The organism is Pedobacter sp. 22226 (assembly GCF_052045455.1).
Classification (GTDB): domain Bacteria; phylum Bacteroidota; class Bacteroidia; order Sphingobacteriales; family Sphingobacteriaceae; genus Pedobacter; species Pedobacter jeongneungensis.
Genome location: NZ_JBQEPB010000006.1, coordinates 245,911 through 264,803 on the forward strand (window position 1 = coordinate 245,911; position 18,893 = coordinate 264,803).

The window sequence follows — 18,893 nt, forward strand, 5'->3', positions numbered from 1 at the left end:
TGTCGGTCAATTTTTGGAATCTGCTGCCAGCAGAGATAATTGATTGTACAAAAGCTGTAATTTACGCGCTTTCCTTTATCTTTGCCGCCAATTAATATTCCAACTTCGTGATTAATGTAAATAACATCTCCGTTTCATTTGGCGGAACCACGCTTTTTAGCGATGTAACCTTTTCGATAAACGAGAATGATAAAATTGCCCTTATGGGTAAAAATGGTGCAGGTAAATCAACCATTCTTAAAATTATTGCCGATGCAGCCAAACCTACTTCCGGTAGCGTAACTGGTCCGAAGGAAGCCGTAATTGCTTATTTACCACAGCATTTGCTTACGCAGGATAATGTAACCGTTTTTGAAGAAACAATGAAAGCTTTTGCAGAGGTAAACCAAATGCAAAAAGAACTCGACGAGTTGAACGAGCAGCTTACTATCCGTACGGATTACGAAAGCGACGACTATATGAAACTCATTGAACGCGTATCCGAACTCAGTGAGAAATTTTATTCAATTGAAGAGACCAATTACGATGCAGAGGTAGAAAAAGTACTAAAAGGCCTGGGTTTTGAACGTAAAGATTTTACCCGTCAAACTTCCGAGTTTTCGGGCGGATGGCGTATGCGCATTGAGCTGGCAAAGATTTTATTAAAAAAACCTGATCTGATTTTACTGGATGAGCCCACCAACCACATGGATATCGAAAGTATTCAATGGCTGGAAGATTTCCTGATCAATTCGGCCAAAGCAGTGATGGTGATCTCGCACGACCGTGCCTTTGTAGATAATGTTTCTAATCGTACCATTGAGGTTACGATGGGCAGGATATACGATTATAAAGCCAAATACAGCCATTACCTTCAGCTGCGGGCCGACCGACGGATCCATCAGTTAAAAGCTTACGAAGAACAACAACGTTTTATTGCCGATAACCAGGAGTTTATAGATCGTTTCAGGGGAACCTATTCTAAAACCCTGCAGGTGCAATCGCGTGTGAAAATGCTCGAGAAGCTTGAAGTAATTGAGATTGATGAAGTGGATACTTCTGCTTTGCGATTGAAATTTCCTCCTTCACCACGTTCTGGTCAATATCCCGTAATGGTAGAAGAACTGACGAAAACTTACGGCGATCATGTGGTTTTTGAAAAAGCATCTATGGTGATTGAGCGGGGAGAAAAAGTAGCTTTTGTTGGTAAAAACGGTGAAGGTAAGTCGACAATGATTAAAGCCATTATGGGGGAGATTGATTTTGAGGGCGGCTTAAAAGTTGGCCACAATGCAAAAATCGGTTACTTTGCCCAAAACCAGGCGGCATTGCTTGATGAAGGTTTGACCGTATTCGAAACCATCGACCAGATTCCATTAAGTGATGGTACCATTAAAATCAAAGATCTTTTAGGTGCCTTTATGTTTAGCGGCGATGATACTACGAAAAAGGTTAAGGTACTTTCTGGTGGCGAAAAAACGCGTTTGGCCATGATTAAATTGCTGTTAGAGCCCGTAAACGTATTAATTCTGGATGAGCCGACCAACCATTTGGACATGAAAACCAAAGACATTATTAAAGATGCGCTGAAAGATTTCGATGGTACTTTGATTTTGGTATCGCATGACCGGGATTTCCTGGACGGACTGGCAACAAAAGTATTTGAATTTGGCAATAAACGTGTTCGTGAGCACTTTGAAGATATAAAAGGCTTCCTGGCCTATAAAAAAATGAATAGTTTAAAGGAAATTGAACAAAACTAAACAGTTTTCTAACCTTATTGTAAAAGCAGTTCTGAAAAGAGCTGCTTTTTTCGTTTTAAATGGTTTTTTGGAAGAACAGGCGCCTGAAATGGCTATTTTTGTTTATTAAAGAGAAAATGATGAAAATAATACTGATGTTGCTGCTCAACCTATCGTTTTTACAGGTTTCGCAAGCCTTTAAACAGCCTGACGCCAAAGATTTACTGCATTTGAAATACGGTTCAGCAGCACAAAATCAACTCGATCTTTTTCTCCCGGCAACTTATAATAAAAATACTGCTGTGGTTATATTACTCCATGGTGGTGCCTGGATGATGGGCGGAAATGAGTACACTGATAAAACAGCGAAGGATTTACGCAACCGGGGGTTTATTGTAGCCAATGTTGATTACCGTTATGTAAGTGAAAATGTAAACGGCAAAGATCTTCTTTCTGATATTGACCAGGCCTTAACATTTATACAGCGAAAATCTGTGGAATACCACTTTAGATCAAAAGGTTATCACCTGGCCGGAATCAGTGCAGGCGCTCATCTGGCGTTGTTATATGGTTATACCAGTAATAAAGATATCAGATCCATTACTGCACTTTGCCCTCCTGTGCGCCTTGATGATCCCGAAACCATGAAAGCCCTTCAGAAAAACAATCTTGTTAAAAATGTTGAACTTTTAGCCGGGGCAAAATATATCCCGGATCAAAAAATCAGTATAAAATTTACTGAGGTAAGCCCTTACAAATATGTTAAAGCAATACCAACTTTGCTCTTTCATGGCGATAAGGATGAGCTGGTGCCGGATAATCAATCCAAATTTTTATTCAGGCTATTAACGGATAAAAAACTGATTGCCAGGTTTATCCCTATGTTGGGTAAGGGGCATGATTGTGGCATGAACCAACCTGATAGCGAAAAAATAGTGCTGGATGAAATACAGCGTTGGGTTAAAAAATATAATTAGTTTAAACAGGATGAATGTAATTACTAACCAGCGGCGTTACCACTGGTTAGTAACCTTTATCATTATGCCTTTATAAAATCAAGCAGATCTTTGTTGATTGTTTCGGCTTCTGTTGTAGGCATTCCGTGTGGAAAACCCGGGTAGGTAATCAATTTACCGTTTTTAACTAATTTTGCTGCTTTTACACCCGTAAGTTGATACGGAACAATCTGATCATCTTCGCCATGCAATATTAACACAGGCACATCAACGCTTTCAAGATCTGCTGTAAAATCGGTTTCAGAAAATGCTTTGATACAATCATAATGTGCTTTAATTCCACCCATCATGCCCTGGCGCCACCAGTTATCTCTTACCCCTTGCGATACTTTAGCTCCTTCGCGGTTAAAGCCATAAAACGGCAGTGTAAAATCCTGAAAATACTGTGGCCTGTTATAAGCAGTTCCCTGGCGGATTTCATCAAATATCTCCATCGGAATACCGTCTGGATTGTTTGCTGTTTTGGCCATAAGAGGCGTAACGGCACTAATCAGCACGGCTTTGGCTACGCGGCCTTTTCCGTATTGTGCCACGTATCTGATGACCTCTCCGCCACCGGTAGAATGGCCAATGTGGATCGCATCCTTTAAATCAAGCGCAGTGGTCAGTTCTGCCACATCTGCCGCATAAGTGTCCATGTCGTGCCCAAGTGCTGTCTGGCCCGAGCGTCCGTGTCCGCGGCGGTCATGAGCAATAACCCTGTAACCCTTTTCAAGGAAAAACATCATCTGTCCGTCCCAGTCATCGCCCGATAAAGGCCATCCATGATGGAAAACAATAGGTTGACCAGTTCCCCAGTCTTTGTAGTAGATTTCGGTTCCGTCTTTTACTTTAATTGTACTCATGCTGTGTTGTTTAATGTTATGGTGGATAAAGTTGATTAAAGCGCATCATCCTGAAAAAAGCGGCATCACAATCCTGAAAGCTTTTCCTGATCAGTTTAATAATACCCCGGCAAATCTAAATGCTTTGTTTAACGTTTAAATTTAGGATGTTCCGGAGGCAAGTTTCTTGATTATCAAAACTAATTAATTATGCTGATAGAAAAAGTATAGTAATATTAAATATCGGTGAATTTTTCTTTCAACCACATACACAACTTTACGCTCAATTATACAACCTGCATCTCAAACAAACTCACGGGGTTTCCTTGATAATGTGCCGGCAACTGATCTGTATTTGCTAAATCAAACAAGCCCAGAAATTCAAATCCCATTTTTGTATAATGGTTAATCAGGCCTTCGTTTTGGCCAACAGTATCCAGGCGTACGTAGGTTTTATCATTTGTCCTGGCATATTCTTTTGCCCAATCTACAATAATGGCAACCATATTTTGCCCTTTAAATTCGGGGTTGGTTGCTATGCGGTGAATATAAACAGATGGATCAGCATTTTTAGCTTCCCATATCTGTGGGTCATCAAATGTTGTTGCCCATACACAAGCTGTTTTTCCATTAATGGTTATTTTCCATTGTCTATGCTCATTTACCTCATTTTCGACAAGTGAGGTTTCGAATTTTGGCCAGTGAAGGTTGTATTTCGTTTTCTGGAAAGCTGTAGCGCTTTCGTAAAGGCGAAAAATTTCTGGGATATCTTCCGCAGTACTATTGCTGATTTTCATATGTTTAATTTTTATATTGAATTATTAGCGGGCAAATTTTTTAGAACCGGCAACACAGAGGATAATGCCTATGGTTACTGCCAGCATATTTAAGCTAACTTCCTCATGCAGCAAGGTTGCGGCGAGCGCCAGACCGAAAAAGGGCTGTAACAACTGAAGTTGCCCTACAGATGCGATACCGCCCTGCGCAAGTCCTTTATACCAAAAAATGAAACCAATAAACATGCTAAATAATGAAATGTAGGCTAAGCCTAACCAGGCACCAGGACTTACAGCCGATAACGAAACGGGTTTAAAAACAAAAATTAACGGGAGCATGAGTGGAAGGGACATGACCAATGCCCAGGATATGACCTGCCAGCCACCAATGGTTTTGGTCAAACGCGCACCTTCTGCATAGCCCAATCCACAAAGTACAATGGCTGCCAGCATCAGCAGGTCACCAAGTGGTGAAGCATTAATGCCCTGATAAATGGCATAACCGATTACCAATATACTGCCCAATGCAGAAAAGAGCCAGAAAATGAGTTTCGGCCGTTCTCCTCCGCGTAAAACAGCAAATATTGCGGTTACCAAAGGCAATAAGCCCAAAAACACCAGCGAATGTGCAGATGTGATGTGCGCCAAAGCCAGGGCACTTAACAGGGGGAACCCGATTACTGCACCAACAGCCACAATAATGAGCGATCCTAAACTGCTTTTTGCAGGGCGCTTCTCTTTAAGCAAAATTAATACAGCCAGTGCAAGTACACCTGCAATGGTTGCCCTCGCAATGGTTACAAAAACAGGGCTCATATCCATTACCGCTATTTTAGTGGCCGGCATAGAGCCGCTAAAAATTAATACACCAATAAAACCGTTAAGCCAGCCGCCCGAAATTTTTCTGGTAGCCAGGCTACCCGTTGTTGTGCTTATCATATCTAAAATTTACTTCACCAAAAGTGATAAAGAGAAATAAGTAAATACAGTATCAGTTTTGTATATTTGTATGGATACAGTTTGTTTATGAAAAAGGTTTACAGGTACAATGAAATTGCGGATGGAATAGCGGCTCAGATCAGGAACGGTATTTTGAAGGTTGGTGAAAAACTCCCTTCGGTAAGGATGCTCTGTAAGGAATATGCCATTGGGATGAACACGGCCAAAAGGGTTTTTTTAGAGCTCGAAGCGCAATCACTGATCGATGCAAAACCTCAGTCTGGCTTTTTTGTCAGTAACCGGTCCGTTCAGCGTCTGCCGCTTCCTGCTGTAAGTACACCCACCTTAATGCCAGGCAACAAAGAACCTGATGAACTGATTACCAAAGTGTATTCGAGCATGGGGAATAACGACATTACACTTTTTTCTATCGGTATCCCTTCCGGTAACCTGTTGCCTTTGGCAAAACTGCAAAAAGAAATTCTCCAGGCGAGCAGGTTGTTGCAGGGCGGTACAGCTTACGAGCCACTTCAAGGCAATATTCAGCTCCGCAGAATGGTTGCCGTGCGCTCTTTGGGCTGGGGAGGAAATTTGAGCGAAGACGATCTTATTACCACTAGCGGCGGAATGAACGCGCTCTCTTTTTCTCTGATGGCTTTGGCTAAACCGGGCGATACCGTGGCCATCGAAAGCCCTTGTTATCCGGGCATTTTTCAGCTGGCCATTAGTCTGGGCCTCAAAGTGCTCGAGCTGCCTACCCATCCGGTTACTGGTATCGAAATTGAAGCGTTGAAAAAACTGGTTTCGAAAATCGATATCTGTGTGCTTATTCCAAATTTTAATACTCCTTTGGGCAGCTGTATGCCCGATGAACATAAAAAAGAAGTGGTTAAATTGTTGGCCAAACACAACATCCCGCTGATTGAAGATGATGTATATGGCGATCTGTATTTCGGTGCACAAAGGCCAAAATGCTGTAAAGCCTTTGATACCGAAGGGAATGTGCTGTGGTGCAGTGCCATTTCTAAAACGCTTGCTCCCGGATACCGGGTAGGGTGGGTGGCCCCGGGAAAGTATAAGGATAAAATAATGAAGTTAAAACTGGTACATGCCATTGCCACACCATCACTGGTGCACGAAGTAGTGGGCAATTTTTTTAAAAGCGGTCGCTATGATGTTCATATCCACCAGATCAGGCGCACGCTGATGGGTAATTACCAGCGTTTTAGCCATGCCATTGCCACTTATTTTCCGGAGGGAACGAAAATCAGCCGGCCACAGGGAGGTCTTGCCATTTGGGTTGAACTGGCGAAAGGTGCAGATACGATAAAACTTTACGAGCTGGCCATAAAACAGAAAATCAGCATTTCTCCGGGCCGGATGTTTACCTTACAGGAACAATATCAGAATTGCTTACGCATCTGTATGGGCATGCCCTGGACAGATGAAATCGATTTTAAATTAAAGCAACTGGGAAATTTGGCAAAAATGTGCTGATTTTGTTAAAATTATTTCACAGGTTTTTTCTAATCCTGATTACAGCAATTATTGTTAATGCCACGGCAAAGAAAACAAAGCCTCCATCAAACGAACAATCCTTTATGCTTCTGCCTGATGTGGATAGCGGTACCGTAGCAATAGCGGCGGTGGCAAAAGCATTAAAGGCATAACAAACCGGCAGAAGCAAGATTAAAAGCACAAAAAACCTTTTTAGATAAAACCCCATGGTGTTGAAATGACTATTTTACAAAGGTAAAGCAGCCATATCGGGATAAAAACGGAAAGTCGGTAAGAGGCCATAATTGCCCGCTGGATGTGCATGATCACTCCATAAGCTTATAGCTCTTATGTGCTAATTTTTTTGTTATTGTGTTGTTTGCGTTAATTAATGCTTTCCTGTTTTGTAGGTAATCCAAAGTACGTCATTCTCTATTTGTTTCACTTTTTCGAGTTTTAATAGCGTAGCGCCATCTTTTTTTGTTTTTTCGTCGATTTCGAAAAGGGTTGAAGTTTTAATGGTTCCATCAGCTACAGGTAGCAGCAATTGGTGAAGTTCATCAATAAGGCCTTCATTAAGAAAACTTCCATTGATACGGGCACCACCTTCGAGCATCAGTTTTTCAATGCCAAAAAGCTTACGTAGTTTTTTTAAAGCGGTTTTTAAATTGATTTCATCTTTACCCGCAAAAATGTACGAAACGCCAATGTCTTGTAAATGGGCTAGATAAGCATCTTTTACACTTTCGGTAAGAATGGTAATCACATGGTCGCCCTGCATTGTTGATTTTTCCCAGCCAAGTTTGGCTTTACCATCTATGGCAATGGCAAATGTGTTTGATTGATGGGCTGAAACAAAGTCATTGCGGTCTGTTTTCTGCTGTCCTTTTTTTAACACCGGTTTTGCAAAACCGGTAAAATCTTTTTCCATGGTGGTACGGCCAACAATCCATGCGCCAACGCCAATTTCCTCATGGATTTTTTCAAACGTTCCCTTTAATACCTTCATTTTTGGACTATCGCCCCATTTCTCGCCCAGAATTTTTCCATCAACCGAGGTCATCATCAAACAGATTACGTAGGGTAGCTCGTTATTCATATGCACTTATCTTTTTTAATTTAATTCAACAAAAAAATATAAGTGTTGTTTGGGAATTGCCTCAGGTTAAGTATTAATGCCGCAAAATATTCTGGTTTAAACCGCCTCCGTAGCAGCTGCTACATGAAAAGAAAATGTTGAGCCTTTATCGGGTGCACTTTCTACAGTGATGGAAGATTTATGAAGGTTGATGATGGTGGAGGCCAGGTAAAGGCCGATTCCGAAGCCGCTTATAAATTTAGTCTGTTCGCTGTTAACCCTGAAGAATTTTCCAAACATCAGCTTTTGGTCGGCGGTGGAAATACCGATGCCCTGATCGCTTACACTGATGAAAAAGTGCTGGTCTTTAGGTTGGCAGTTTATCGTAATCGTACCTCCGCTGGGCGAATATTTCTGGGCATTGCTGATCAGGTTGGTGAGCACAAGCGAGAGTTTTTCCCGGTCTCCGTGCACATAGGCTTCATCTGCACCCACATAAACCAGTATATGTTTTGCCGAAGCAATGCGGGCATCTTCCAGGTTTTCCTGGATGGCCTTTGCCATATCAAACCGGGTAGAATTAATTTTCATGTGCCCGTCCTCAAATTTCGAAATGCTGAGGAAGTCGGAAATCATATTCTCCATTTTTTTGGTCTGCAGTTCTGCCCTCGAAAGTGCCTGGGAAATAAATTCAAGTTCATCCTTTTTGGCCTTATGCAAAGCAACCTGGATGTAGGAGCGAAGAGAAGTTAATGGCGTTTTAAGTTCGTGGCTTACAAAACCGATGAATTCATTTTTCTTGATTTCGATATTTTTTTTGTCGGTAATATCCCTGGCAATTTTGGATAAGCCAACTACATTTCCGTTGCGGTCTTTAATCGGCGAAATGGTCAGCGAAACATTAATTAATGTGCCGTCTTTTCTAAGCCGCTCTGTTTCAAAATGATCAACCCTGATTCCCTGCCTTAACTGACCAAGAATATGTGGTTCTTCCTCAGCACGTTCAGGCGGAATGATTTTCATGATTGATCTGCCGATCATTTCAGATGCACTGTAGCCGAAAATCCTTTCAGCAGCATCATTCCAGCTGGTTACAATACTATTGAGGTCTTTGCTTACAATTGCATCATCAGAACTTTCAATAATCGAGTGAAGTATAGCACTTCTTTCATCTGCAATGCGCAATGCCTCATTTAAGCTTTTGAGTTGGGCAATGTTCAGCCTCAGGTCCGATTCGCGTGTTTCGTACTCTTTAATGAGACCAAGGATTTCTGCAGACTCTTTCATAATTCCTTTCATAATATAGCCCCCAAGATAATGATATTTAATATTCAAATGCGAATAATTTTGGCTGTTTAATATGGTTAAAGTGTCTTTAACCCGGATTTAAATCAACGGAGCAATTTTGTGCAGCAACGTACCGGTTCCATTCATGCAGTAAAAGCCTGTAGATTTTGCCAGAAGTTAAGGTACTCTAAATTTAACAAAAAATTAATATGGATAAAATTTGTTTTAAGTAAACATTGTTTAGTTTTGCTAAACACTTTATTCTCTTTTGTACACAAAGGGAAATAAATACATAAATTAGATTTGAAATGAAGAAAAACAAAATAGCAATGGTGGTTTTTGATATGGCCGGAACCACAGTAAATGAAGATAACCTGGTGTATAAAACGCTTCAAAAGGCAATTAATAATGCTGGTTTCGGATTTACTTTGGACCAGGTGCTTGCCCAGGGCGCGGGTAAAGAAAAAAAACAGGCCATCCGTTCGGTACTATCAACCTATGCAAATGTTACCGACGAAACGCTTACGGCTAAAATATACGACGAATTTATCGTTGCTTTAACCAATGCCTACGCTACTGAAGATATTCTTCCCCAGCCAAATGCAGTAGAATTGTTTACTGAGTTAAAAAGCAGAAATATTTTAGCAGTACTAAACACGGGGTACGATAGCGCTACGGCCAATTCAATTATCAAAAAACTGGGATGGAGTGTGGGAAGAGAGTTTGATGCACTTGTAACGGCTTCTGATGTATCGCGCAACCGTCCTGATCCTGACATGATCGAATTTGCAATGAAAAACTTTAATATTACCGACAGTACCAGCGTGGTGAAAATTGGAGATTCGGCCATCGATATTGAGGAAGGACAAAATGCAGGGTGCGGCCTGAGCATCGGTATTACCACGGGAGCACATACTGCGGCACAGTTAATGGAAGCCCAGCCGGATCTGATTATCGACAACCTGATTGACCTTTTACCGCTCATTGATTAAAGATTTTATACATTTCTTCACCAGATATTAGCATTTATCAAAATGGATAAAGCCAGAATAGTAGTTTTTAACGGGCACGGGCAACCTATGGAAGTGCAGGTAAAAGATATTCCTGACCTCCGGAGAGGAGAAATCCTGATTAAAAACCTTTACACCACACTTTGTGGCAGCGATCTGCATACGTATTGTGGCTTAAGAAAAGAGAAAGTACCTACCGTACTGGGGCACGAGATTGTAGGCGAAATTGTGGGTTTTGCTGATGGGCATGAGGAGAAAGATTACCTGGGAAATAAACTGAATGCCGGCGACAGGGTAACCTGGAGTATTTTTTCTTCTGATCCAGAGTCTGCCATGTCAAAAGCGGGCATGCCGCAAAAAGGTGAAAATCTTTTTAAATATGGTCATGCACAAATTACGGCCAATGATGCATTACATGGAGGTTTATCTACGCATTGTATCCTTAAACCAGGCACAGCAGTACTCAAAATCTCAAAAGAAGTACCATTGCCGGTAGCTGCCATCATCAATTGTGCTGTAGCTACGGTTGCAGGGGCATTAAGGCTGGCAGGAGATATCAAAAAGAAAAAAGTGCTCATTACCGGAAGCGGGTTACTAGGTATGGTATGTGCCGCAATGTGTAAAGATGCAGGAGCCGGCCATATTCATATGGCCGATATTAATCCTCAACGGCTTGAACAGGCTTTAGCATTTGGCGCAAACGAAACTCATCTGTTAACAGCTGCTTCGGCGGGTTTACCGGAAGGAATTGAGCTTGCATTTGATATGAGCGGTTCGGCTGATGCAATGGAAAATAGTCTCGAAAAACTGGCCACCGGTGGAACGGCAATATGGATAGGTGCAGTATTTAATACCCGCAAAGTTCAGGTTGATGCAGAATCGGTGGTGCGGCGGTTAATTACCATAAAAGGTTTGCACAATTATAATTTCGAAGATTTTGTTTACGCTGTAAATTTCATCAGTAAAAATCACCAGGTTTTTCCTTTCGAAAAAGTGGTATCGAAAGAATTTGTTCTTTTAAATACGAATGAGGCCTTTGCCTTTGCCGTAGCGAATAAACCGCTCAGGGTGGGTATTAATCTGGATCAACAGGAAGCCTTGCAAAATGGATAAGAAATTTAGGGTACAGCAATGGAAAATGCTGTTGATAACCATGTTCTGCTACCTGTTTTTTTATACAGGGAGGCACAATTTTGGCTGGGCAGCAAAAGGGATGGCGGCCGAATTGCATATTCCATACACGGGTATTGGCTGGATCAGTTTTTCGATGCTGATGGGCTATTCCATCGGGCAGTTAATCAACGGAAACCTGGCCGATCGTTTTAGCGCACGTTTAATGGTTACGGTTGGCGCATACCTTTCCATCATCACCAATGTGGCCATTAGTTTTGCCAACAGCGGAACGCTGATTATGGTATTATGGGCCTTAAACGGTTATTTTCAATCGATGGCTTTTGCACCGGGTGCGAAACTGATTAATAACTGGTGGAGTGAAGAGGAGCGGGGCAAAGCTTTTGGTTTTTATACCATGGCTGCGGGACTTTCCTCAGTGGTAACTTACCTGCTTTCTATAATTTTATTACAACAGGGTTATGAGTGGCGGATGCTTTTCAGGTTGCCGGTTCTTCTGTTATTGATTTCGGCCACCGCCTTTATGATTATTGCCCGCGATAAACCCACTGCAGCAACAGGTACGCAAATAGAAAAACAGCCAGAGGTAAGCTGGGTAAACCGTTATCGTTTGGTATTGAGTAATAAAAGGTTCATGGTGGCCTCACTTGGTTTTGGCTTTGAAAGTATGGCCCGTTATGGCCTTATTTTTTGGGTTCCGGTTCATTATTTGGGAGGCAACTGGAAAGACAATCCAGGCAATTTATGGGTCACCTTTTTATTACCCGTAGGCATGGCAGCCGGAGCGCTTACTTTCGGAATCCTGTCTGACAGTTTATTTAAAAAAGACCGGATTAAAGCCATTATCTTCGGCATGTCGGTAAGTGCGGTTATTGCCATTCTGATTTATATTGCACCGGTTCATAACCTGCTTTTGGGAGGTGTATTGATGCTGCTGGCAGGCTTTTTTGTATATGGTCCTCAGGCTTGCTTTTTTCCGCTCAGTCCCGATTTTTTGGGGAGTAGCCTTACCGGTACGGGCATCGGTTTTATGAATATGATCGCTTATCTTTTTGCCGCTTTCGGTGAGCCTTTACTGGGTTTTGCCATCGATACAACCGGAAATACCAATAGCATTTTTATCGTTATTGCAGTACTTTGCCTGTTATCTGCCTGTAGTGTAGGGGCAGTAAAGTATACTAAATTACCCACGGTTAAAACCGTTTAACCCAATCCGGTTAGTCTCTGGATATAAGCGTTCTCTTAACCGGGAGCGCTTTTTTTTACACTTAATGTCTGGCAGGAGCATGCCGTTAGACTTTTAACAATTCTTGCCGGATAATATCCATAGCTTGTTGCCGTAGCTCTTCATTCCCGCGGTTTAAACTCAGCAAAAGAGTAGCTTTCTTTTTCAGGTATTTAGCGGCATGCTTTAAGTCGTACTTCATCATCCAGGCAATATTATCGATTAAATCGGCATATTTTACCGTTTGTGCTGTGGGACTTAGGGTTTGCAATCGCTTGCTTTCCATTTTTTTTCTTTCCTTTTTGCTTAAGTTAGGGTAAGCCGTTTTTGTAAAAACATCAGTGAGTTCAATTACATTAAATGTAATCAGTTCTGCTATGGCTTCAGGGTAGCCAAAATTCAATAAAGCGGCATTTAAATCAGCACTTGTGGTATTGGTATCTTCTAATAAATCATGAAAGGCCTGTTTCGTAACCCCATTCTGTAGCGCCTTTTGCCAATAATGCTACTTTGTTTGAATGGTCGAAATAGGGGAGAACGGTACATTTAATCAGCTGATTTTTATGTTTATCTGCCACCCAGCTGGCCAGTTTTTCTGAACGCGTCATTTTTTTTTGCTTAATTATCCGGGCCTTTCCGTACACAACCATTTCTGCATGGCAGGATAAGGGGGCAGTTCATGAATTTGTGCTTGTTTTTCATCATAAGTCATGCCGAGCCATTGCAAAAGCGGCACTGCAATAAATCTCGACGCTTTAAAGTTCTCAATAATAGCGTCAGAACCATTTTTATAGCCATGTTCGTGAAATACCACTTTTGCATCAATGTTTAAATAAATACAGGCGGCGTAAGACCAGGCAATGGCCATTAATTCGCCGCCATCGTGCAAATCTCCGCCGGGTAAATTGTCGCTCATATTTTTTCGGATATCAGGTGGCATACAAGCCAGGTGCCCGGCCTCATGTAAAATATCTCCCGGGTAAAGTAATTTACCTCTATCGATAATCAGCGTTCCCGTTCGTAGTTTTAATCCTGGTAAAAAGGTTTCGCCTTCTATTTCTTCAAGGCTATAACTGATGCCGATATCGCGTAAAAAAGAGAGTATGAGGCTGGTATGATGTTCCATGTTAATTTAGATATTAGGCGCAAATTTAGGTTATAAAAAAGTAAAGTTATAAATCAGGGTTAAAAATTTGCAGTTTAATAAACTATTCCTAATATTACAAAAAATCATCCCAAATTGTCCAGATACATTCAGTTTAACCAACAATATGACGTTCAGTTACTCAAAAGTGAACTTGCTATAGCAATGGCACTGAACTGGAAAGAACATTTTAATAAAAAAGATTACAATGGAATCTGGCAGAGTATTTCGCTACAATCAGCAAGTGGAAAAGAAGACGATATTTTTGCTAATTACGATGTAGATAGCTACAAAGAAACAGCCTTGTTAAAAAAGCTGCCTTATATCAAATCAATACTCGATTCGTGGCATTGTCCGAAAGAATCCATCAGGCTTTTGGCTTTACATCCGGGTGCCGAAATTAAGCCTCACCGTGACCGGGGGTGTAATTACGTTAATGGTGTGTGCAGGATCCATATTCCTATCCAAACGAATGATGGCGTTCAGTTTAAAGTAGGAGATGAATATTTAGTGCTTAATGAAGGTACCAGCTGGTATATCAATTTCGATGAAACCCATGCTATTATAAATAACGGCCAATCGGTAAGGGTGCACCTGGTGATAGATGCGCTGCGCAACAGCTGGACCGATGCGCTTTTTACTGCTCATGGATATGATATGGCAGCAGAGCAAAAGGAACAGCAGATAGATAGAGAAAGTACGCTGAAGGTAATAGCAGAACTGGAGAGGCTGAATACTCCGGCTTCGAAACAACTGATTGAAGACCTGAAAAAAAAGATCTGATGGATGGTTTGCTGAATTGGATTCCCTATAAATTCGAAAAACCCGATGGAACCTGGCAATTGCGTTGGATGGATCTTGCCGAGAGGCACATTGCCGAACCTTTTTTTGATGAAACTATTGCCATTTGTTTATCGAAAATGCGCGAAAGATCTGTGTATAATCCGCTTAGCGATACAGGTTTTTTGGCTGTGTCGTCTCAGGGAATAGATGCAATACCGCCAACAGCATTCATATTTCATGTATCGCGTTGCGGTTCTACCTTGTTAACCCAGGCACTGTCAATCGATCCGGCCAATATTGTTTATGCAGAAGCACCCTTAATTGATGAAATTTTAAGAGCGTTTGTGCAAGACAAAAATTTAAAGGAAGAAGAAGTTGAAAAGTGGTTTAAAGCTGCGGTAAAAATAATGGGGCAAAAGCGTAAAAGCCAATACCAGCAATTGTTTATAAAGCTTGATAGCTGGCACATTCATTTTTATCCTTTACTAAGAAAATGGTTTCCTGAAACGCCTTTTTACTTTTTAAGCAGAGAACCCGGCGCTGTTATTATTTCTCATCATAAAAGAAGGGGTTTACATAGTGTTCCCGGAATTATTGAAGCCAGTTTGCTAAAAATAAAGTTAGAGGAGCGGCATTATAGCGATTTTAATTTCTTTACCGCTCAGGTACTTGAGGGTTATTATAAAGCGCTTTATGATTTGGTAATAGCAAATCATCCGCTCGATCATTTTTATGATTATAACTGGGGCATGGATAATTTGCTTAAGCATTTTTTTGCCTCGATAGCGGCGAAAACGACGAATGAAAGCGAGATGAAAAAACGCTTAGGTTTTCATAGTAAATATCCCGGTCAGCCTTATCATAACGATATTAAAGTTGACCTTCCTGATTATCATCATGCTAATTTAGCCTACCAAAATTTTATAACGGCTCTTTCGGTAAAAGACTACCGCTAAACTAAGATTACTATCGCTTTTCCTGATTTAATTTTCCATTAAATACCCTTAAATTAAGTAAATAAAAAGTTACAATTCGGGTACTAAAAAGATAGTTGAGTTGTAGTATTAATTGTTTTTTGGTGTAGAATCAATTAGTTTTTAACATTCCGTGATGTTTGAAATTAAATGTTGACAATTGTCAATTAAAAAATAATGAGCTAAAACCTTTTTCCTGACATAATTAAGCCAGTATTTAGCCAAAAATTAATTTTCAGAGGTAAAATACTTATTAATAGGGATTGTTTCGTATCATTATTTTGTCAGATATTTACATATCCAAATCATCCCAAACAAAATCCCATGAATCTTAAGAAGCGCTCTTTCTTAAAGAAAAAAGTTTTATCCGGTAATGGCCAAATTCTGGCTCATTCTTTTAATACACCTGTACAAACGGGTATTACCGAAAATACTTACAGCCAAACCCATCTTTTAGTTAGCTATAATTTTTCACACAACCTGCATTTTAACGCCGGTGAAGATACCGCGTCAAAATCTCTGCAGAAGAAAACTTATAACGAACTTATTTCTCCTTTATTGTTTGAAGCTCGTGCATTTTTAAATTCTGATAAAAAAGACTTCAACAGTACTGCAGGAATGAGGGGGATGAGCCATGCGTTGAATCGCAGGTTCAGGATCTCTTACAGATAAGGTTATTAGCCATTCTACTTCTACACATCATTTTACCTACTGATCTACCACCATTTTAATCAATTTATTTTTTAACCATATAATTAAAAATCATGTCTACAGAACCATTTATTGGAGAGATTAAAATTCTAGGATTCAGCTTTGCTCCTAGAGGGTACATGACCTGTGCAGGTCAACTTTTATCAATTGCATCAAATACAGCCTTATTTTCCCTGTTAGGAACTGTGTACGGTGGAAATGGACAGCAAACATTTGGATTACCAAACTTACAAGGTCGCATGCCAATTGGTCAGGGACAAGGAGCAGGTTTGCCTTATTATACAATAGGTGAAGCATCTGGTACACCCACTGTATCGATATTAACATCGAATATGCCACCGCACGTGCATACACTAAACGCGCTTAAAATAAAGCAACAAGCTTCATCTGCAAATGCTGACGAAGCATCTCCGGATGGTACTTTCCCGGCTGTAGCAACAAGTTCTATGTATTCGGGCAATGGTGCAACTCCGGGAATTTATACTGGTGGTGTTGAAGTTTCAGGTACTACTGATATTTCTGGTTCTGGCTTGCCGATTACAGTGATGAATCCTTATCTGGTAATTAACTATTCTATCGCCGTTCAGGGAATATTTCCAAGCAGAAACTAATAAAAATTATTAAAGGGGAGGGTTAAATCTCCCCTTTATATACTCCGTAAACATGCAAACTATAGGGATTTTATTACCCAGATCAACATATTATCAAACCATTGGATTTGATCTTTATGAAGGATTACGATCTGGATTAAAGCATTTGGGGAGAAGTGATGTTAAAATAGTTACCGAAAACATTGGTTTTGGTGCAGAGAAACAACAGTGTTACCGCAGTGCCGAAAAGCTTTTACTTGAAGAAAATGTTTCATTGGTGATTGCCTACATCGGGCACCGCATGGCACAATTGCTTCGGCCGCTTTTTCTTGCTGCCAACAAAATGCTGATCGTATTAGATGCAGGCGCTAATTTACCAGGAGAGTGGCCAGCCTGTCCTAATATTTTTTATCATTCCCTTCATAATGCTTTAGGTGCCTCACTTGCCGCGAAACAGGCAGCAGATGATGGCCTTAAATCAGCAGGTATGGTAACGGGCTATTATGATGGGGGATATTTACATACCTACAGTATTTCGAAGGCATTTGAAGAAACCGGAGGAAGTATTGTTTTTAATCATGCTACAGGTTATCGTCAGGATGAGTTTACTATGCAGCCCTTAAAACAGCATTTGGAGCAATTTCCTGACAGTGCCTTATTAAGTGTTTTTAGCGGCGATTTTGTTCAGTGGTATTTTGAAGCCATTAAAGAGTCTTTTGAAGGACAAAATCTGCCTGTTTATATGCCGCCGTTTGGCTTTGAAGAAATGATGCTGGCGGATGCAATATATCCGGGACAACATGTGAAGGGAATTGCGGCATGGTCAAAAAATCTAAGTTCAAAAGAAAATGTGGCCTTTATTCTGGCCATATCAAACGCAGGTAGAATACCCAACCTTTTTTCATTACTCAGTTGGGAAAGTGCGGCAATCGCTTTAAAAATTCTGGAATTAATGGAAGCGAATAAAAATAACATTCAACAGATTGTGGCAGGGTTACAATCATTTGAATTTGAAAGCCCGAGAGGAACGATTTATTTCGATGCCAAAACCAACACCTCTATAGCGCCCCTTTACAACGCAACTATAGTACCTGATAATGAAGGGAAATGTGCGGTGCAGATAGAAAGTATGGCCAATGATGTACCCGATCAATTTAAAAAAATAGCTGGTTACGAACTCGATAATGCGATGTCGGCCTGGTATAATAGCTATACATGCATTTAACAATGGAAACACAAAAAAAGATATTGGTATTGTGTGGAGGAAAATTTGCTTTTCCAGCATTGCAATTACTTGCATTTGAAAATTTTATGTGCGGAATCGGCATAGGCGGAGCAAGTGAAACCATTGTAGATGCATTGGAAAGAGAATCGGAAGATAACAATTTAGGGTTTAAATCTTTTCCTGATAAAAATAGCATTTCCGGATTGAGGCAATGGATTGACGGTTTAAAACCCGATTATATATTTTGTATATCCTTTCCTTATTTAATTCCTGAAACAGTTTTATCATACGGTGAGCAAAAGTTTATCAATTTTCATCCAGGGCCATTACCGCAGTACAGAGGGGCAATGCCAATTTTTGAAGTGTTGAAAAACCAGGAAACTGAGACTGCTATCTGTACCCATTTTATGAATTCGGAATTTGATAAGGGCAACATTATTTTTAACGATCCGGTACCGGTTGAAGCTGAAGATACTTATGGGAAACTTACCGTAAAATTAAGTAACCGGATGGCTCATGTGGCACTTAACATGGCTAACATGTTACAGTTTGCCAGCAGCATTCCAAATCAACCACAAGATGAGCGCTTGTCTTGCTATTTTGAAAAACCCCGGTTATCGGATACCTACATTAACTGGAACCGAATGAACGCAGAAGAAATTATTGCATTAATAAATGCATGCAACCCATGGAATGCGGGTGCCGATGCCACACTACAGGGCGAACAGGTTAAAATAATTGCAGCCGAGCTATTGGATGAACCCCATGATCAAATGGCGGGCACAATAGTATCGGCAATTGATAGTGTACAAATAGCCTGTGTTGATAATCAACAGATTACTGTAAGTATTCTCAGCACTGATTATGGAATCATGACGGCTTCACAATATATCACATTACACCCTGAAAAGGCAGGGATTTTCAATTGATTTTTTACAAAACAATAATTCAATTTTTAAACT

21 protein-coding genes are annotated in these 18,893 nt (G+C 40.7%); 13 read left to right on the top strand and 8 right to left on the bottom strand.

The window, feature by feature from the left end:
* Positions 1 to 107: 107 nt before the first annotated feature.
* Together ACTJKC_RS15740 and ACTJKC_RS15745 are read left to right on the top strand one after the other, a co-directional pair.
* On the top strand, positions 108 to 1,742 hold the full coding sequence (locus ACTJKC_RS15740; RefSeq protein WP_440793349.1) for an ABC-F family ATP-binding cassette domain-containing protein: 1,635 nt from the start codon (positions 108 to 110) through the stop codon (positions 1,740 to 1,742).
* A 116-nt stretch (positions 1,743 to 1,858) separates the two neighbouring features.
* Positions 1,859 to 2,698, top strand: coding sequence for an alpha/beta hydrolase fold domain-containing protein (locus ACTJKC_RS15745; RefSeq protein WP_440793351.1), 840 nt, complete (start codon positions 1,859 to 1,861; stop codon positions 2,696 to 2,698).
* A 62-nt stretch (positions 2,699 to 2,760) separates the two neighbouring features.
* On the opposite strand, the gene ACTJKC_RS15750 is transcribed toward ACTJKC_RS15745, so the two are convergent.
* The 3 genes from ACTJKC_RS15750 to ACTJKC_RS15760 form a co-directional block, all read right to left on the bottom strand.
* On the bottom strand, positions 2,761 to 3,582 hold the full coding sequence (locus tag ACTJKC_RS15750; protein WP_440793353.1) for an alpha/beta fold hydrolase: 822 nt from the start codon (positions 3,580 to 3,582) through the stop codon (positions 2,761 to 2,763).
* Between the two features lie 266 nt (positions 3,583 to 3,848).
* The gene (locus ACTJKC_RS15755) at positions 3,849 to 4,358 is read right to left on the bottom strand and encodes a GNAT family N-acetyltransferase (protein ID WP_440793355.1); all 510 of its coding nucleotides are present in this window, start codon (positions 4,356 to 4,358) and stop codon (positions 3,849 to 3,851) included.
* A gap of 24 nt (positions 4,359 to 4,382) precedes the next feature.
* Positions 4,383 to 5,276, bottom strand: coding sequence for a DMT family transporter (locus ACTJKC_RS15760; protein ID WP_440793357.1), 894 nt, complete (start codon positions 5,274 to 5,276; stop codon positions 4,383 to 4,385).
* A gap of 87 nt (positions 5,277 to 5,363) precedes the next feature.
* On the opposite strand from ACTJKC_RS15760, the gene ACTJKC_RS15765 reads away from it, so the two are divergent.
* Positions 5,364 to 6,773: a PLP-dependent aminotransferase family protein gene (locus ACTJKC_RS15765; protein ID WP_440793359.1), complete on the top strand. Its 1,410-nt coding sequence runs from the start codon at positions 5,364 to 5,366 to the stop codon at positions 6,771 to 6,773.
* A 2-nt stretch (positions 6,774 to 6,775) separates the two neighbouring features.
* Positions 6,776 to 6,946 (top strand): hypothetical protein, encoded by a 171-nt coding sequence (locus tag ACTJKC_RS15770; protein WP_440793361.1) that lies wholly within the window; start codon positions 6,776 to 6,778, stop codon positions 6,944 to 6,946.
* 215 nt (positions 6,947 to 7,161) lie between these two features.
* On the opposite strand, the gene ACTJKC_RS15775 is transcribed toward ACTJKC_RS15770, so the two are convergent.
* Together ACTJKC_RS15775 and ACTJKC_RS15780 are read right to left on the bottom strand one after the other, a co-directional pair.
* The gene (locus tag ACTJKC_RS15775) at positions 7,162 to 7,872 is read right to left on the bottom strand and encodes a RibD family protein (RefSeq protein WP_440793363.1); all 711 of its coding nucleotides are present in this window, start codon (positions 7,870 to 7,872) and stop codon (positions 7,162 to 7,164) included.
* Between the two features lie 96 nt (positions 7,873 to 7,968).
* Complete coding sequence (locus tag ACTJKC_RS15780; RefSeq protein WP_440793365.1) at positions 7,969 to 9,138, bottom strand: sensor histidine kinase; 1,170 nt, start codon at positions 9,136 to 9,138, stop codon at positions 7,969 to 7,971.
* A 308-nt stretch (positions 9,139 to 9,446) separates the two neighbouring features.
* Here ACTJKC_RS15780 and ACTJKC_RS15785 point away from each other — a divergent pair, with 308 nt between their 5' ends.
* The 3 genes from ACTJKC_RS15785 to ACTJKC_RS15795 are packed head-to-tail and all read left to right on the top strand — an operon-like array spanning position 9,447 to position 12,486.
* Complete coding sequence (locus ACTJKC_RS15785; protein WP_440793367.1) at positions 9,447 to 10,130, top strand: phosphonatase-like hydrolase; 684 nt, start codon at positions 9,447 to 9,449, stop codon at positions 10,128 to 10,130.
* A 42-nt stretch (positions 10,131 to 10,172) separates the two neighbouring features.
* On the top strand, positions 10,173 to 11,261 hold the full coding sequence (locus tag ACTJKC_RS15790; protein ID WP_440793369.1) for a zinc-binding dehydrogenase: 1,089 nt from the start codon (positions 10,173 to 10,175) through the stop codon (positions 11,259 to 11,261).
* Positions 11,254 to 12,486 carry an MFS transporter gene (locus ACTJKC_RS15795; RefSeq protein WP_440793371.1) on the top strand — a complete coding sequence of 411 codons (1,233 nt, stop codon included), beginning with the start codon at positions 11,254 to 11,256 and terminating at the stop codon, positions 12,484 to 12,486. Before ACTJKC_RS15790 ends, ACTJKC_RS15795 begins: the two co-directional genes overlap by 8 nt.
* An 85-nt stretch (positions 12,487 to 12,571) precedes the next feature.
* Here ACTJKC_RS15795 and ACTJKC_RS15800 read toward each other — a convergent pair whose 3' ends face one another.
* Genes ACTJKC_RS15800 through ACTJKC_RS15810 form a run of 3 tightly spaced genes read right to left on the bottom strand, consistent with a single transcriptional unit; the run spans position 12,572 to position 13,630 of the window.
* Entirely contained in the window at positions 12,572 to 12,907 is a 336-nt protein-coding gene (locus ACTJKC_RS15800) for a hypothetical protein (RefSeq protein WP_440793373.1), read from the bottom strand.
* A gap of 49 nt (positions 12,908 to 12,956) precedes the next feature.
* The gene (locus ACTJKC_RS15805) at positions 12,957 to 13,112 is read right to left on the bottom strand and encodes a hypothetical protein (protein ID WP_440793375.1); all 156 of its coding nucleotides are present in this window, start codon (positions 13,110 to 13,112) and stop codon (positions 12,957 to 12,959) included.
* A gap of 14 nt (positions 13,113 to 13,126) precedes the next feature.
* Positions 13,127 to 13,630: a hypothetical protein gene (locus ACTJKC_RS15810; RefSeq protein WP_440793377.1), complete on the bottom strand. Its 504-nt coding sequence runs from the start codon at positions 13,628 to 13,630 to the stop codon at positions 13,127 to 13,129.
* Positions 13,631 to 13,744: 114 nt separating this feature from the next.
* On the opposite strand from ACTJKC_RS15810, the gene ACTJKC_RS15815 reads away from it, so the two are divergent.
* From ACTJKC_RS15815 to ACTJKC_RS15840, 6 genes are all read left to right on the top strand, one after another.
* Complete coding sequence (locus ACTJKC_RS15815; RefSeq protein WP_440793379.1) at positions 13,745 to 14,431, top strand: aspartyl/asparaginyl beta-hydroxylase domain-containing protein; 687 nt, start codon at positions 13,745 to 13,747, stop codon at positions 14,429 to 14,431.
* Complete coding sequence (locus ACTJKC_RS15820) at positions 14,431 to 15,387, top strand: hypothetical protein (protein WP_440793381.1); 957 nt, start codon at positions 14,431 to 14,433, stop codon at positions 15,385 to 15,387. The genes ACTJKC_RS15815 and ACTJKC_RS15820 overlap by 1 nt, the downstream gene beginning before the upstream one ends.
* 342 nt (positions 15,388 to 15,729) lie before the next feature.
* The gene (locus ACTJKC_RS15825; protein WP_440793383.1) at positions 15,730 to 16,077 is read left to right on the top strand and encodes a hypothetical protein; all 348 of its coding nucleotides are present in this window, start codon (positions 15,730 to 15,732) and stop codon (positions 16,075 to 16,077) included.
* A gap of 92 nt (positions 16,078 to 16,169) precedes the next feature.
* The gene (locus ACTJKC_RS15830; RefSeq protein ID WP_440793385.1) at positions 16,170 to 16,727 is read left to right on the top strand and encodes a phage tail protein; all 558 of its coding nucleotides are present in this window, start codon (positions 16,170 to 16,172) and stop codon (positions 16,725 to 16,727) included.
* Between the two features lie 52 nt (positions 16,728 to 16,779).
* Entirely contained in the window at positions 16,780 to 17,931 is a 1,152-nt protein-coding gene (locus ACTJKC_RS15835) for an ABC transporter substrate-binding protein (protein ID WP_440793387.1), read from the top strand.
* 2 nt (positions 17,932 to 17,933) lie between these two features.
* Complete coding sequence (locus ACTJKC_RS15840; RefSeq protein WP_440793389.1) at positions 17,934 to 18,860, top strand: methionyl-tRNA formyltransferase; 927 nt, start codon at positions 17,934 to 17,936, stop codon at positions 18,858 to 18,860.
* Positions 18,861 to 18,893 lie beyond the last annotated feature (33 nt).

Excerpts from the sequence above, each read along its gene's own strand:
- ACTJKC_RS15780 (WP_440793365.1), bottom strand. The coding sequence starts at position 9,138 with ATGAAAGAGTCTGCAGAAATCCTTGGTCTCATTAAAGAGTACGAAACA.
- ACTJKC_RS15810 (WP_440793377.1), bottom strand. The coding sequence starts at position 13,630 with ATGGAACATCATACCAGCCTCATACTCTCTTTTTTACGCGATATCGGC.
- ACTJKC_RS15760 (WP_440793357.1), bottom strand. The coding sequence starts at position 5,276 with ATGATAAGCACAACAACGGGTAGCCTGGCTACCAGAAAAATTTCGGGC.
- ACTJKC_RS15765 (WP_440793359.1), top strand. The coding sequence starts at position 5,364 with ATGAAAAAGGTTTACAGGTACAATGAAATTGCGGATGGAATAGCGGCT.
- ACTJKC_RS15795 (WP_440793371.1), top strand. The coding sequence starts at position 11,254 with ATGGATAAGAAATTTAGGGTACAGCAATGGAAAATGCTGTTGATAACC.
- ACTJKC_RS15805 (WP_440793375.1), bottom strand. The coding sequence starts at position 13,112 with ATGACGCGTTCAGAAAAACTGGCCAGCTGGGTGGCAGATAAACATAAA.
- ACTJKC_RS15755 (WP_440793355.1), bottom strand. The coding sequence starts at position 4,358 with ATGAAAATCAGCAATAGTACTGCGGAAGATATCCCAGAAATTTTTCGC.
- ACTJKC_RS15785 (WP_440793367.1), top strand. The coding sequence starts at position 9,447 with ATGAAGAAAAACAAAATAGCAATGGTGGTTTTTGATATGGCCGGAACC.
- ACTJKC_RS15830 (WP_440793385.1), top strand. The coding sequence starts at position 16,170 with ATGTCTACAGAACCATTTATTGGAGAGATTAAAATTCTAGGATTCAGC.
- ACTJKC_RS15820 (WP_440793381.1), top strand. The coding sequence starts at position 14,431 with ATGGATGGTTTGCTGAATTGGATTCCCTATAAATTCGAAAAACCCGAT.
- ACTJKC_RS15745 (WP_440793351.1), top strand. The coding sequence starts at position 1,859 with ATGATGAAAATAATACTGATGTTGCTGCTCAACCTATCGTTTTTACAG.
- ACTJKC_RS15840 (WP_440793389.1), top strand. The coding sequence starts at position 17,934 with ATGGAAACACAAAAAAAGATATTGGTATTGTGTGGAGGAAAATTTGCT.
- ACTJKC_RS15825 (WP_440793383.1), top strand. The coding sequence starts at position 15,730 with ATGAATCTTAAGAAGCGCTCTTTCTTAAAGAAAAAAGTTTTATCCGGT.
- ACTJKC_RS15750 (WP_440793353.1), bottom strand. The coding sequence starts at position 3,582 with ATGAGTACAATTAAAGTAAAAGACGGAACCGAAATCTACTACAAAGAC.
- ACTJKC_RS15835 (WP_440793387.1), top strand. The coding sequence starts at position 16,780 with ATGCAAACTATAGGGATTTTATTACCCAGATCAACATATTATCAAACC.
- ACTJKC_RS15775 (WP_440793363.1), bottom strand. The coding sequence starts at position 7,872 with ATGAATAACGAGCTACCCTACGTAATCTGTTTGATGATGACCTCGGTT.
- ACTJKC_RS15790 (WP_440793369.1), top strand. The coding sequence starts at position 10,173 with ATGGATAAAGCCAGAATAGTAGTTTTTAACGGGCACGGGCAACCTATG.